Genomic DNA, 13,381 nt, shown 5'->3' with positions numbered 1-13,381 from the left:
AGTGAAGCCCCGGAAGCTTACCGGGGCGGCTTCCAATAGATGCCGAAAGCAGCGAGTTGCTCTTCCGACTGTCTTACTCGTTCTGCAGCATCCACTTCGGACTGCACAGCCGTCAGCGCCGCCAGAATCTCGACGGCGGCGAACGCCGGCGCCATGCTGCGAAAGAACGACTGCGAATTTGCCGTAACAATGATGGTCTCGCGCGCGATGCGGGCCAGCGGCGACACGCTGCTATCGGTGATTGCCAGCACGCCGACTCCCTGCCTGGCCGACTGGCGCGCAACCTCGATCGTCGTGCGTTCATAAGGCGACATGCCGACAGCAAGCAGCACATCGCCGCGTCCGGCGTCCTGCAGGGCATCCAGACCATGTCCGCCGATCTCGCCGACAAGCGTCACCTTGCGGTCGCCGCCGGCCAGAAACGACATGATGTGAACGAAGTGATTGGCGACCGGATAGAAGGAGCGCGAGCCGAGACCAAACAGATTGCGTGACCGTGCAACGAGGTCGGCTGCGGCAATGAATTGCGAGGCATTGCCATACTCACCCAGACTTGAAACCTGCGCCGCGAGCGTGTCGGCGACGACCCCTGCAGTCGAATATCCGGGAACGCCACCCTGGTCGGCACCGCGTCGCGCCGGCTCACCGGCGCCTGTCTCACGCAGCGCGCGCGCATAAAGGCTGCGCATATCCTCGTAGCCTTCAAGGCCAAGCCATCGCGCCAACCGCATCATCGTGCTGTGCGAAACGCCGGCCTGGTGCGCCTGCTCGCGCATCGACATCAGTGCGACATCCTTAGGATGATCCAGCACGAAACGCGCCGCGACCCTCAGTTGCGGCGGCATATTCTCGAAGCGTTCGACCAACAGCTCCGCCAAAGGACCTTGTTCCATTCTGCCATACCCCATTTCCCCCGATCGCAGGTTACTCCTCCTATGGTGGCAATGCAACAGTTGGAACCGAACTGGTTCACATATTCCAAGTGGACTTTCAATTTCGATCATGCTGCCTTAAGCTGGTTTCGCAACCTGCCGGCGTCGACGTGATTCCGGAGTTTGAAACTTGAATGATCCCTCAAGGAGACAATTGATGGCTGCTACCCCTCCCATTACGCCCGGCTCTGCCGGGTCACCGGAACAGAACCTGGACAAGATGATCAAGCATCAGGAGCGCATGTTTGGCCTCGAGATCACAAAAGAGATCGCGAAGTCCCAACATGACATGCTGATGAGCACCGCCAAGACGCTCGGCCAGTCGGCCGAAAAGGCCTAAGGCGTGATTCTCGAACCATGCGCCGCCGCAAGCATCCGGCGGCGCACGTCCACGGCACGAACGTTTCGATGCCGTTGTCAGGCTGCGTCTGAATTGTCATCAGCGGGAGATGAAGTGGCATGACCGCTCATTCTAACGGCGAAGATTGGGCTAACGGCAAAGATTGGGCTAAGGGCCGCACCCCGGCATCGCGTCATTCCGTTGCGCTCAGCGTAACGCAGGGATTTCACGCGGGCGCCCAACTCAGCCTGGTCGAGCCTCTGTATACGGTCGGCTCAAGCACGGAGTCCGAAATAGTCCTCAGGGACGCCGGCATCGCGCCGGTCCACGCAAGGCTGCGGCGCAAGGGCAGTCAGATTGAAATCGAGGCCGTCGGCGGCGATGTCACGCTCGCCACCGGCGAGACCATCCGTGAAGGCCAGGGCCGCCGCTGCAAGCTGCCGCTGTCGATAAGCATCGGCGATGCCCATATCCGGCTGGTCAACCCGGAACGCCCGCCGAATCGCTGGTCTGTTTCCAATCGCCCCCTGCTGGTTGCGGGCAGCGTTCTCTTTGCCGTTTTCGCTGTTTCCGTCGCCGCCAACGGGTTCTCCTTCGCCGAACCCGACAGTGGCAAAAAGCTATCCGCTCAAGTCGATAAGCCGATCACAGTGGCCTTCGCCGGCGAGGCCGGGCAGAGTGTTGTGGACGATTCATCGCCGATACAAGCACCCAGTGCCACTGAGGCGGAACGCCAGCTCAAGCTGCGCCTCGAGCAATCCGGCATCAGCACATTGGCCGTTCAGCAGTCACCTGGACGGCTCGTGGTTTCGGGCATGATCGCCAATGACAAGAATGCTGCCTGGACCGAAACGCAATCCTGGTTCGACCAGGCGTTCGGCGCGTACATCACCCTCGCCTCCAATGTCATGGTCGGCAACGCCGAGCAGGCGCCGCGCCTGAGGCTGCAGGCGATCTGGTATGGCGAGCGGCCCTATGTCATCGCCACCGACGGCGCACGCTATCATGAAGGCGCATTCACCAATGACGGCTGGACCGTCAAGCGCATTGGCGAGACGGAACTTCTCCTGACCAAGGGCGGCGCCACGGTCGCGCTGAAATATCCGTGAACCGCCGACTTGAAGGGCCGCGATTCGATACGGCAAGGATGGACACAACCGGCCGCGAGGTGCGGCAGGCGGAAGGCGTGCGCGGTCAGGCAATCAACCGTCGGCGGATGAATGGCGTCGACAAGGCCGCAAGCCGGGCCCCGGGGACGACATCGGCCGCTGGCACGGAAAAGCCAGGAAGCGCGGAATTCCAGTCCTCTCGGGGTACGGCGGGCGAATCGCTCGACGAGGCGCTCATCAACTTCGTCATGCCGAATATTCCCGAGCCTGCAATCCTGCGTCGCTCGGTACCCATTCTCCAGCATTTTGTAACGCATCTGGTTGCCGGCCTTGAGGGAGGCGAGCCACTCAAGACGCTTGCCAGAACGCTGATGGAGGATGAAATCGAGCGTCATCGCGATCTGCTTGGCCGGATACAGGAAGGAATCGAAACCTGACTGATCCGCATGACACAGTGCATCTGCTGCATGTCCTGGGCTATCTCTACGGGTGTCACGGGCAGGCAAAGCGGGGCGCGGCATATCTGCTTATCGCGGCGCAGCTGTCGCCGGGAAATGCCGGCGTTCTGCGCACGCTGGCGCATCTGCTCATACTCGATGGCGAAGCGGACAAGGCGCTTGCCACCATTGCCAGGCTGGAGACGCTGGAGGGAATGGACCACCCGACGCTGGCCTTGCTGAAGAGCCGCGCGTTGCTTGTGGCCGGCCGCAAGGCCGAGGCGCACAATGCCTTGCGGAGCTTCCTGTCGCATCGAGCCGCCGAATGACGGTATCGGAGCGCCTTCTGCACTTCCTTGCCAAGCTGTCACGCCGCAGCGATCTGGTCATTGCCATCCTGATGCTCGTTGCAGTGGTGATGATGCTCATTCCATTGCCGACCTTCCTCGTCGACATTCTCATCACCGCCAATATCGCCGTCAGCGTGCTTATCCTGCTGGCTTCGTTTTACGTTTCTCATCCGCTCCAGTTCTCGTCGCTGCCATCGGTCATCCTCATCGCCACCTTGTTCCGGCTGGCGATCACGATCACGACCACGCGACTGATCCTGCTCCAGGCCGACGCAGGCGAGATCGTTTCCGCCTTCGGCAGCTTCGTCGTCGGCGGCAGTATTGCCGTGGGCCTGGTGATCTTCCTGATCATCACCGTTGCGCAGTTCATCGTGGTTGCGCGGGGTGCGGAACGCGTTGCCGAAGTTGCCGCGCGCTTCACGCTCGATGCCCTGCCCGGCAAGCAGATGAGCATCGATGCGGAGTTGCGCAACGGAGACATCGATCAGGCGGAGGCACGCCGGCTGCGCCAGCAGCTTGAGCGTGAGAGCCAGCTGTTCGGCGCGATGGATGGCGCCATGAAATTCGTCAAAGGCGACGTCATCGCCGGCATTGTCATCATTCTGGTCAACCTGATCGGAGGTTTCGCGATCGGAACGCTGCAGCACGATATGTCGCTGGGCGACGCCGCCGTGACCTACTCACTGCTCACGGTGGGTGACGGGCTGATCGCGCAGATACCGGCACTGCTTGTCGCTGTGGCCGCCGGCACGATGGTGACGCGCGTCGGCAGCTCGGACGGCACCAGCGACCTTGGCAAGCAAATTACCAGCCAGCTGCTGCGCGACCCCCGTGCGCTGGCACTCGCCGCGGTGATCATGGTCGGCCTTGCCGTAGTGCCGGGCTTTCCGCCCCTTGTGTTCCTGATCCTTGGTGCCTGCTTCGGCGCCGGCGCCTATGCCATCAACCGCCGCACCGCGCGGGAAGCCGAATTTAGAGATATCGGCCAGACCGCGGTGGCCGAACAAGCTGGAAAACCGGCGTCGATTTCATCAACGCCCGTGGCAGCACTGCCTTCTTCATCCCGCATCGTCGTGCGCTTCGGAACCGAACTCGGACGCTCGGTCCCGGAACCCGAATTCGCCACGCTCGCTGATGGCGTGCGCCGCGAGCTTTTCGGCGATCTCGGTGTCGACGTTCCGGCTATCGGCCTGCAGGTCGACGAGAAGCTTTCAGCGAGAAGCATGCGCATCGATCTGGAGGGCGCACCCATCCTGGATGCCGAAATCCCCGCCGACCGCGTTCTTGTCGAAGCGGACCCAACGCATCTCGATCTGCTCGATGTGACTTACGAAAAGGGTTCTCCGATTGCCGATCACCGCAAATTCATGTGGGTCGACGATCGCCACCTTTCGGCGTTGAAGGAAGCCGGCTTCGTCTTCTCCACGCCGGCGCAAACAGCGGCCAAATGGACCGGAAATGCACTTCGGCTCTATGCCGGCCATTTCGTCGGGATCCAGGAAACGCGCAGGCTGCTGTCGGACATGGAGCCGGACTATGCGGATCTGGTCAGACAGGCGCAGGAGATCGTGCCGCTGCAGAAAATCGCCGAGGTGCTTCGGCGACTTGTCGGCGAAAACGTGCCGATCCGCAACCTGCGCCTGATCCTCGAAGCGCTGATCGAATGGGGTCAACGCGAACAGGACGTCGTTCTGCTTACGGAATATATCCGCACGTCCTTGAAACGCCAGATCAGCTTCCGCTTCGCTGGCCGCAATAACATCATCGCAGCCTATGTTCTGCAGCGCTCGGCCGAGGATATCCTGCGAAACGCGGTGCAAAGCACATCGACGGGCACGTTCCTGAACCTTTCGGATGACGATGCACAGGCATTGATCGCCGAAATCGAACGAGCCTTGTCGCAGAACGCCACCGATGTCTCACCGGTCGTCCTCGCGGCGATGGATGTACGCCGTCATATGCGGAGCCTGCTCACGCACAATGCCATCGAACTTCCGGTCCTGTCCTTCGGGGAACTCGCACAGGAATTCAACGTCCAGCCATTGGCCACGATATCCGGCCGCTCGGGCATGGCACGCAACGTCTCTCGGTCGCTGCCATCGGCTGAGGCGAAGGCCGGACAAGAGGCAGCCTCATGATGCCAGCCGGGCGGATTGGGACAATTGGGGGAACTACATGCTCAACAGGGGAACGGCATGACAATCCACGATACCGCAGCAGGCGTTCGATCCGCCAGTTTCGCCGGGCGGATGCGCTGGCTCGCTATCGCGACGGTTGGCGTCTTGCTGGCGTTTTTGTCCACATATGCCGACGCGACGGCACAGGATGTGTCGCCATTGCCGAGCCGGCCAACGGTCAACCTGCCAGTCGGGCAAGGACGCCTGCTGCGCTTCAATGAACCCGTTGAATCGGTCCTGATCGCCGACACCACGATCGCCGACCTTCAGGTCGTGTCGCCGGGGATGGTCTATGTCTTCGGCCTAAAACCCGGCCTGACCAACCTCATTGCAATCACAGCCGACGAGCGGGTCGAGGCAACGGCCCAGTTCCGCGTCACCCCCGATCTCGCGCCTGCGAACGAAGCGAAAGCCGCGATGCAGCCGAACTCGGCGACAAATCTCTCGATTTTCGGGACCCGCATTGTTGCGACCGGCGAGGCACGCGGCGTCGAGGAGGCAACGGATGTCGACAATATCGCCCGCACGTTCTCGCCGCCGGAACAGCCGCCGCTGAACAACATGACCGTGCAGGGGTCGCAGCAGGTCAACATCCGGGTCCGTTTCGCCGAAGTCTCGCGCACTGAGCTGCAGTCGTACGGCGTCGACTGGTCTGTCGGGTACAGGAGCGGCGGTTTTGAATTCAACATGTTCCAGGACAATGGCGTGCCCTCCGGCACCGGCAATCTTGGTTTGAGCATGGACCAGACGCATGGCATCAACTTCGACATCCTCATCGAAGCGCTGCAACGCAACGGCGTCGTCAAAATTCTGGCCGAACCCAACCTGACAGCGATGACCGGTCAGACCGCGAGCTTTCTTGCCGGCGGCGAAATCCCGGTTCCGATTCCGCAGGGAACGGACGTCGTTACCGTTCAATACAAGTCGTTCGGCGTTTCCCTCGGATTCACCCCCACGCTGATCGGCCGCGATCGCATTGCGCTCCATGTCCAGCCGGAAGTCAGTTCCTTGTCGGAAGCAGGCTCGGTCAGCGCCAATGGCTTTGCCATGCCGAGTTTCGTCGTGCGCAGGGCTGACACCACGGTCGAAGTGGCGAGCGGCCAGACCTTTGCGATCGCCGGTCTTTTCCAGCAGCGGACCTCGCGCAATCTGGAAAAGTTTCCGGTTCTCGGCGATGTGCCGGTGCTTGGCCCGCTTTTTCAGTCACAGCGCTTCCAGCGCGAAGAGACGGAACTGGTGATCCTGATCACGCCTTATCTGGTCGAACCGGTGCGCGACAGCCTCGCCACGCCGCTCGACCGTCCGGCGGCCAAGCGCCACAGGAAGCGCGCCAATGACGCATCGGCGATGGGCCTGATCATCAAGTAGCGGGGAACCGGACATGACTTTTCGAATCGCCTTGTGCTCTGTTGTTCCAGTGCTGCTTCTGGTCGGCTGCGCGAACAGCCGGCAACAGCCGCAGGACTATTCTCCCGGCTACAGCTATGTGTCGACCGACACCGGCGGTTCCGAGAAGGGCGTCGGCGGTTCCGTGCTCGCTCCCAGTGCATGTCTGAACGAACCGGCCGATGACGACCGTTCTGCCGCTGCGACCGATCTGACGATCGTCCGCGGCGTCGGCTCCCACCTGCCGCCCGGCTGCGCCAACGCCTACAATCTTCAACGCATGGCCGAAAGCCAGCGCGACCTCGTCGAGGGTCGGCGCATGGGGGCGGCGGCGGCCGCGCCGACGGCAAATGCCGCCCGGCGCTACCTCAATGGCGAAGAGGCTCCCATGGGCGGGGCCAATAGCGGGCCGCCGACGCCGCAAACAACGCTGCCGGTCGAGTGAGCCGATGCGGCCTTGCCCGCGGTGCACTAAAGCGCCTCGCGTCGCGACATGCACCAGCTATCCGCTTGGTTGCGCGTCACAGAGGGTTTGGTTCTTTGACTGAGCCTGAAGGAGGCTGTGATGGTTGCCGTCGACCGATCTCCTCCTGCCAATCTCGAGGGTTTGCGATTAGCCATAAGCCACCACGTCTTCGTCATCCCAGGGCGAAGCAAGGAGCGAAGCGACGCGGCGCAGACCCTGGGATCCATGCCGTTACATCAGCCGAAGAATGCAGCGGCTCAGAACGGCGCTTGTATCCGCAGCGGCGCAAGTTACCCTTCAACCATGACCGGCTATGCCTATATGACCGCAAGCCAGAAGCGCGGCACGATCTACACCGGCGTCACCAACGATCTTGGCCGTCGCATACCGGAGCACAAATCCGGCGAAGGCTCGCGCTTCACCAGCCGCTACGGTGTGCAGCGCCTGGTCTGGTACGAGGAGCATTTCGACATTCGCGACGCCATCCAGCGCGAGAAGTCGCTGAAGCGCTGGCCGCGCCAGTGGAAGATCGAATTGATCGAAAAGACCAATCCAGAATGGTTCGAGCTTTTTCGCGGAACGGGGTGGTAGGCGTTCGGTTCTGGGCCGCTGCATTCTTCGGCTTGGGTAACGGCATGGATCCCAGGGTCTGCGCCGCGTCGCTTCGCTCCTTGCTTCGCCCTGGGATGACGAAGGGAGGGATGTTTCAGCCAATCCTAGAGATTTGCGATTTGCCACTGAAATTGACTGAGAGGAATTGTCGACGGTCGCTGCCGATCGGCCCAACCTGTCAAAATCGCTGTGCAGAGGCACTAGAGCGGTTCATCGTTTCACGGAAACGCCGAACCGCTCTATCTCCTTGTTTTTGCGCAATTCCGCAGGGAAAGCGCTATGCGCTTTTCCCGGGAAAATCGTTTCACACTTTTCCTGGAATTGCTCTAGCCGAGGATAGAGCCGAGCGCTTTCGCCCTTGCCTGTGTGCTGCCCTTCGACCGGATGGTTCTGGCACGCGCAAGCAAGGTATTCACCTCCTTGGTCGCCAGGCCGATCGGCGGCGAGGCCCTGACCTGATCGGCCTGGCCAAGAAGTCCGTAGACCACCACGACGTTGCGCTTGTGATGCAACTGAGCATTGGGTGCGGCGGAGATCTTCTGGACCAGCGGGAGTGCTGTGGCGGAATTGCCTTCGAGCGCCGCGGCCAACGCCATGTTGCTCTCGAGGTCGAGATCCCCCGGCGCGAGTTTCAACGCCTGAGCAAAAGTGGCCTGCGCCTGCCCGGTCTGACCGGCGAATGTCTGCGCCACGCCCAACCTGTTGTAGGCGCTGCTGGTATTGACCAGCGGCGCGGCCTGGGCGAGCGCGCGCATGCCGGCATCGATATCGCCCGTTTCCATCATCGCCGAGCCAAGCCCGAGCATTGCCCCTCCGTCATTGGGCGCCTTTGCCAGCGCGGCCTGATAGGCTTTGGCCGCCTCAGCGGGATAGCCGGCTCGCATATAGGCCTCGCCCGCCTTGACGAACGCGCTCGGCTTGGCATCCGGCATCGCTGCGGCGCGCTGGTAGAGCGCGATTGCGGTGCCACTGTCTCCCTGCGCATGGATATCGTCCGCAAGCTTGATCAGACGCTCCGATTGCGACGACGGGCCCGGTGCCTTTGCCTGCTCGGTGCCGGTCTTGGTCGTCTGACAACCGGTCACCGCCAATATGGCGACGACGGGCAAGAACACGACGTGCAGCCGCATATCCACCTCTCCGTATTCAAGCCCGCCGCACCTTACACACGGCCTTGGCCGACTGGAACCACAACAGTGCAATAAGATTGCAACATGGCCGAAGAAGCTGAGGAAAAGAAACTACCGGCGTCCGACAAGAAGCTTCGCGACGCTCGCCGCAAAGGCCAGGTTTCGCAAAGCCGCGACCTGGCCTCCGGCTTCACGCTTTTCGCAGCGCTTGGCTATCTTTATTTCGCCTGGCCGATGCTGTTCGGGCACCTTTCGGAACTCGTGCAGACCGTGACCACCCCTGGCGATTCGTTCGTTGAAGTCAGCCTGCAGGCTATCCGCCATTCGTTGTCATTGCTGATGCTTGCCACCTTGCCGCTGGTCGGAATCGTTGTCGTTCTCGCCGTGGTCTTCGGCATGCTGGGAACGTTCGGGCCGGTCTTCTCGTTTGAGCCGCTCAAGCCGCAATTCGATCACATAAACCCGGCGAAGGGTCTTCAGAAGATCCTGTCGCTGCGCAACGTCGTCGAGTTCACCAAAGGCCTGGCCAAGGTGATGTTGCTGGGCGGCCTGTTCGCATTCCTTCTGATCGCATGGCTGCAGCCGCTCTTCGATGCACCGGGATGCGCTCCGTCATGCCTGGAGCCAATTATCAAAGCGGTGCTGACACCGCTTGGAATTGCCGCCGCCCTGGCCTTTGTCGTCATCGGCGTGATCGATGTTCCTATTCAGCGCTGGCTGTTCCTGCGCGACATGCGCATGACGACAACTGAATACAAGCGCGAACACAAGGACCTCGAAGGCGATCCGTTGATTCGGCATGAACAGCAGCGACAGCGGCGTGAGGCCGTGATGCAACCGGCGAAGCTGGGCGTGAAAAACGCGGTCATCGTCTTCGTGGCTGGCGACCGCGCAGTGGCATTGCGTTACGTCAGGGGTGAAACGCCGGTGCCAACGGTCGTCGGCAAGGGCCAGGGCCGAGCGGCTGACGAGATGACGGCTCAAGCACGCCAGGCAGGTATTCCGGTGATCGAGGATGCGGCCGTCGCCGGCCCACTCTTCGAAAATACGAACACCGGGGCTTATATCGGTCAGGAGATGTTCCCACCGGTCGTACGCCATCTTGTCCGGCTCGGGCTCACTTGAGCCATGCGCGAACCGACCTTGCCGCAATGCCTGAGCCGCGCGGCAAGGTCAGCTGCGACAGCCGGCTACTTAGCTGGACCGAATGGGGCTGGACCCAACAGGACGTCGAGATCGACCGCGTCGGCCATTGCCTTGTATCCCGCGTCGTTGGGATGGAGGTTATCGCCGCAGTCGTAGTCGTCGCGCAGATACCCCGGCTTGGCCGGGTCTTCCATCACCTTGTCGAAGTCGATCACGCCATCGAAGCCGCCGCCGGTGCGGATCCATTCGTTCACCGCGACGCGTATCTTTTCCTTCTCTGACGTGTAGTAGCCCTCGGTGGGAAGCCCTTTGAAGGTGTCGGCGAAAGGGGTCAACGTCGCGCCTACAATGCGTACACCATGGGCATGCGCGCGATCGATGAGCTGTTTGTATCCGGTGATGATGTCTTGCGCCGTCGGTTCCTTGTCGTCCGGCGTGACTGCATTCTCGCCGGGCCAGCCGATGTCGTTGATGCCCATCATCAGGACAACGGTCGCGACTTTGGGATGGCTCAGTATGTCGGAATCGAAACGGGCCAGAGCATTGACACCCATACCGTCGGTCAACACGCGATTGCCCGAAAAGGCTTCGTTGACCACCGCGACCTTGCGGTTGCCCTCCTGCAACCGCTTGGCGACATGGTCTGGCCAGCGATTGTTGGCGTCGGGGGTCGAGCAATTCCCATCGGTGATGGAATCCCCGAAAAACACGACCGCCTGGGATTCCGGCGCGGCATCAACCCAAATGTCGCTCAGAAACAGGCGTGATTTGAGCGTGCTGTCAGCCTTGAATGCTGCGTCGTTTGCGAAATTGCCCGGGCCGGAGATGTAGGCGGTTTGCACACCGTCCCAATGCACCGACGAAAGCGCCGTCTTCTTCGGCAGGAAGATGCTGACCGAGATTTCGGAAAGCGCTGCTGCCGGGAGGGCGACGGTGTCGCTGAGGATCGGAGCTCCCGGCGGAACGACCACAGAACTATTGCCGCCCCAGGTCAGAGGCTTCAAGGTCGCCTGATCGACCTTGCCGCCCTTGCCTGCTATTGCGACGCTGCCGGCACCGATGGTCAGCGGCTTTTCGCCGAAAGCATTCGACAGCACGATCCGCACGCTATTGCCGCCAACGCTGATGCGGGCGACCTGGCGGACGGTCTGGTTCTCCAATACCTCCGGCACTCCGAAAGGCGCAGGAAGATCATCCGACCAGCGCGGAGCAGGTGTGGCAGCCCAAGTGGTGATCCAGGCTGCCTTTTCGGCGCCTTGTGCCGAAAAACCTGCAGTCGCGGAACCGGCCGCCGCAGCTGCACATATCAGGATGATCTGACGTCGACGCCGTTTCCTCCCTGCGGCGGTAGAAAGGCCCGATGAAACCTTATCCGTGAAAACCAAAGGCCTGTTGAGCGCATTTTTATCTCCTCCTCGAGACATGCTGGTAATGCCGCCGCCGGGCTCATTATGACGGGCTGCCTGGGGAATGAAATTCGACTTCCGTGGCAATTTTGGACCAGCGTCAGGAGCAAGGATTTGCGAGCGTGGAAACTAGTTCCTCTGGACAGTAATTTTGACAGTTTGGGCCGATCGGCAGCGACCGTCGATAATTCGCGTCAGTGGCAATCGCAAACCTCTAAGATTAGCCGAACCACCCCTCCACTTCGTCATCTTAGGGCGAAGCAAGGAGCGAAGCGACGCGGCGCAGATCCTAGGATCCATGCCGTTACGCCAGCCGAAGAATGCTACGGTTCAGAACCGAACGCTACCACCCCGTTCCGCGAAAAAGCTCGAACCACTCTGGATTGGCCTTCTCGATCAGGTCGATCTTCCACTGGCGCGGCCAGCGCTTCAGCGACTTCTCGCGCTGGATAGCATCACGAATGTCGAAATGTTCTTCGTACCAGACCAGGCGCTGCACGCCGTAGCGGCTGGTGAAGCGCGAGCCTTCGCCAGATTTGTGCTCCGGCATGCGGCGGCCGAGATCATTGGTGACGCCGATATAGATCGTGCCGCGCTTCTGGCTTGCGGTCATATAGGCATAGCCGGTCATGGCGGAAGGGTAGCTGCCTCCGTTGCGGATACAAGCGCCATTCTGAGCCGCTGCATTCTTCGGCTGATGTAACGGCATGGATCCCAGGGTCTGCGCCGCGTCGCTTCGCTCCTTGCTTCGCCCTGGGATGACGAAGGTGTGGTGGCTTGTGGCTAATCGCAAACCCTCGAGATTGGCAGGAGGAGATCGGTCGACGGCAACCATCACAGCCTCCTTTCAGGCTCAGTCAAAGAAACGTCCGCTGCGCCCTCGCCGGATTCACTGGCGGACATCGATCCTGGGGCCCAATGTCTGGGTCATGACCCGCCGCACGACCTTGCCATCCGCGACATCGAGGCAGACGGTATCGACCAGGTATCGATACGCCACGATGTCGCGAGGCTCCAGCGCCTCAAAAGCGCGGTGCAGGAACGGCATGGAATAATGATGGTGTGGATAGAAGTTATAACCGACCGCAACAGCCGAGCTCGCCAGGCTCACGGCGCGATTGTGCTGGCCAAGAATAAACGGCGCCGGGCGGGCCGCATCGTAGTCAGGCGGCGTGATCGGCTGTTCGACTGGATAGGCGCACTCGTTCGTAAGCTTCATGATCTCGTAGTTGGACGAGGCAATTTCCGACGACTTTGGCTGCACCTTCCTGATCCCGATCTGGCCCCAGGCTGAGGTCGGAACGTGGCCGGATTCACGACGATATTCCTGATAGCCGAAGTGACGGGCATAGAGCAGATAGGAGGCGTCGCGGAAAAAGCTCGGTGCGACCCGCACCCAGTCACCTTCTTTCGTCAGCGCCTCGAAATGTGCTTGCCGGATTTGCCTTGAATCGTACCAGCCGAGCCGCGCGTTATAAAAGACCGCGTCGCCGAATATGGTGACAACAATCCCGGTTACGATGGCAGTCGTGGAAAACGAACTTTCCTTCATTCTCGTCAGAGCCGCGACGAGCAGACTGTTCAAGATGATCCAGTGCAGAAAAAGGGCGCCGCTCAGAAGGAAGATCCCGATATGCATGATATCGAAGAACGCGGTCAGCCCGATGAGCCACCGCCTGCGCAAAAAAGCGAGAAAGCATAGAAGCTGCGCAGCAAGGATAACGACATTCATCGGAACCTGGACCGCCCTGACCGCTTCATAAGCATGAGCGAGCAGCGATTCGGAAAAGCCCAGCGGGGCCGCGCCCAACCCGTACCCGGCCAGCATGATGGAACTGGTCGGGTTCTCGAGGATCCAGCTCAACGGCCCTCCGTCAAGCGTGACCTTGG

14 protein-coding genes are annotated in these 13,381 nt (G+C 61.1%); 9 read left to right on the top strand and 5 right to left on the bottom strand.

Annotated features, from left to right (window positions below; translation table 11 throughout):
• Positions 1-17 precede the first annotated feature (17 nt).
• Positions 18-878 carry a MurR/RpiR family transcriptional regulator gene (locus tag AC0L2B_RS28330; RefSeq protein WP_473747691.1) on the bottom strand — a complete coding sequence of 287 codons (861 nt, stop codon included), beginning with the start codon at positions 876-878 and terminating at the stop codon, positions 18-20.
• A 211-nt stretch (positions 879-1,089) separates the two neighbouring features.
• Between AC0L2B_RS28330 and AC0L2B_RS28325 the strand changes: the two genes are divergently transcribed.
• The 8 genes from AC0L2B_RS28325 (at position 1,090) to AC0L2B_RS28290 (ending at position 7,788) form a co-directional block, all read left to right on the top strand.
• A complete protein-coding gene (locus AC0L2B_RS28325) occupies positions 1,090-1,272 on the top strand; it encodes a hypothetical protein (protein ID WP_473747690.1) in 183 nt (60 codons plus the stop codon).
• A 119-nt stretch (positions 1,273-1,391) separates the two neighbouring features.
• Entirely contained in the window at positions 1,392-2,381 is a 990-nt protein-coding gene (locus AC0L2B_RS28320; protein WP_473747689.1) for a SctD/MshK family protein, read from the top strand.
• Positions 2,382-2,440: 59 nt separating this feature from the next.
• A complete protein-coding gene (locus AC0L2B_RS28315) occupies positions 2,441-2,818 on the top strand; it encodes a hypothetical protein (protein WP_473747688.1) in 378 nt (125 codons plus the stop codon).
• 17 nt (positions 2,819-2,835) lie between these two features.
• Positions 2,836-3,147 carry a tetratricopeptide repeat protein gene (locus AC0L2B_RS28310; protein WP_023799520.1) on the top strand — a complete coding sequence of 104 codons (312 nt, stop codon included), beginning with the start codon at positions 2,836-2,838 and terminating at the stop codon, positions 3,145-3,147.
• Positions 3,144-5,306, top strand: a complete 2,163-nt coding sequence (gene sctV / locus AC0L2B_RS28305; protein WP_473747687.1) for a type III secretion system export apparatus subunit SctV — start codon at positions 3,144-3,146, stop codon at positions 5,304-5,306. Before AC0L2B_RS28310 ends, sctV begins: the two co-directional genes overlap by 4 nt.
• 57 nt (positions 5,307-5,363) lie before the next feature.
• On the top strand, positions 5,364-6,713 hold the full coding sequence (locus AC0L2B_RS28300) for a type II and III secretion system protein family protein (protein ID WP_473747686.1): 1,350 nt from the start codon (positions 5,364-5,366) through the stop codon (positions 6,711-6,713).
• Between the two features lie 13 nt (positions 6,714-6,726).
• A complete protein-coding gene (locus AC0L2B_RS28295; protein WP_473747685.1) occupies positions 6,727-7,176 on the top strand; it encodes a hypothetical protein in 450 nt (149 codons plus the stop codon).
• Positions 7,177-7,500: 324 nt separating this feature from the next.
• Complete coding sequence (locus AC0L2B_RS28290) at positions 7,501-7,788, top strand: GIY-YIG nuclease family protein (protein ID WP_473747683.1); 288 nt, start codon at positions 7,501-7,503, stop codon at positions 7,786-7,788.
• 347 nt (positions 7,789-8,135) lie between these two features.
• On the opposite strand, the gene AC0L2B_RS28285 is transcribed toward AC0L2B_RS28290, so the two are convergent.
• Positions 8,136-8,939 (bottom strand): tetratricopeptide repeat protein, encoded by an 804-nt coding sequence (locus AC0L2B_RS28285; protein ID WP_473747682.1) that lies wholly within the window; start codon positions 8,937-8,939, stop codon positions 8,136-8,138.
• A gap of 84 nt (positions 8,940-9,023) precedes the next feature.
• Between AC0L2B_RS28285 and AC0L2B_RS28280 the strand changes: the two genes are divergently transcribed.
• Positions 9,024-10,064, top strand: coding sequence for an EscU/YscU/HrcU family type III secretion system export apparatus switch protein (locus AC0L2B_RS28280; protein WP_473747680.1), 1,041 nt, complete (start codon positions 9,024-9,026; stop codon positions 10,062-10,064).
• 65 nt (positions 10,065-10,129) lie between these two features.
• On the opposite strand, the gene AC0L2B_RS28275 is transcribed toward AC0L2B_RS28280, so the two are convergent.
• The 3 genes from AC0L2B_RS28275 to AC0L2B_RS28265 form a co-directional block, all read right to left on the bottom strand.
• Positions 10,130-11,245 (bottom strand): SGNH/GDSL hydrolase family protein, encoded by a 1,116-nt coding sequence (locus tag AC0L2B_RS28275; RefSeq protein ID WP_473747678.1) that lies wholly within the window; start codon positions 11,243-11,245, stop codon positions 10,130-10,132.
• Between the two features lie 589 nt (positions 11,246-11,834).
• Positions 11,835-12,122: a GIY-YIG nuclease family protein gene (locus AC0L2B_RS28270; protein WP_473747763.1), complete on the bottom strand. Its 288-nt coding sequence runs from the start codon at positions 12,120-12,122 to the stop codon at positions 11,835-11,837.
• A 258-nt stretch (positions 12,123-12,380) separates the two neighbouring features.
• The gene (locus AC0L2B_RS28265) at positions 12,381-13,355 is read right to left on the bottom strand and encodes a hypothetical protein (RefSeq protein WP_473747677.1); all 975 of its coding nucleotides are present in this window, start codon (positions 13,353-13,355) and stop codon (positions 12,381-12,383) included.
• Between the last annotated feature and the right edge of the window lie 26 nt (positions 13,356-13,381).

Source organism: Mesorhizobium sp. WSM4815 (assembly GCF_055811575.1).
Note: the sequence above shows the minus strand (reverse complement) of the source record. Positions and strands in the feature narration are given on the sequence as shown.

What these genes read in the sequence shown, in the direction of transcription:
- AC0L2B_RS28325 (WP_473747690.1), top strand. Translation starts at nt 1,090, where the DNA reads ATGGCTGCTACCCCTCCCATTACGCCCGGCTCTGCCGGGTCACCGGAA.
- AC0L2B_RS28300 (WP_473747686.1), top strand. Translation starts at nt 5,364, where the DNA reads ATGACAATCCACGATACCGCAGCAGGCGTTCGATCCGCCAGTTTCGCC.
- AC0L2B_RS28295 (WP_473747685.1), top strand. Translation starts at nt 6,727, where the DNA reads ATGACTTTTCGAATCGCCTTGTGCTCTGTTGTTCCAGTGCTGCTTCTG.
- AC0L2B_RS28320 (WP_473747689.1), top strand. Translation starts at nt 1,392, where the DNA reads ATGACCGCTCATTCTAACGGCGAAGATTGGGCTAACGGCAAAGATTGG.
- AC0L2B_RS28290 (WP_473747683.1), top strand. Translation starts at nt 7,501, where the DNA reads ATGACCGGCTATGCCTATATGACCGCAAGCCAGAAGCGCGGCACGATC.
- AC0L2B_RS28280 (WP_473747680.1), top strand. Translation starts at nt 9,024, where the DNA reads ATGGCCGAAGAAGCTGAGGAAAAGAAACTACCGGCGTCCGACAAGAAG.
- sctV (WP_473747687.1), top strand. Translation starts at nt 3,144, where the DNA reads ATGACGGTATCGGAGCGCCTTCTGCACTTCCTTGCCAAGCTGTCACGC.
- AC0L2B_RS28285 (WP_473747682.1), bottom strand. Translation starts at nt 8,939, where the DNA reads ATGCGGCTGCACGTCGTGTTCTTGCCCGTCGTCGCCATATTGGCGGTG.
- AC0L2B_RS28270 (WP_473747763.1), bottom strand. Translation starts at nt 12,122, where the DNA reads ATGACCGGCTATGCCTATATGACCGCAAGCCAGAAGCGCGGCACGATC.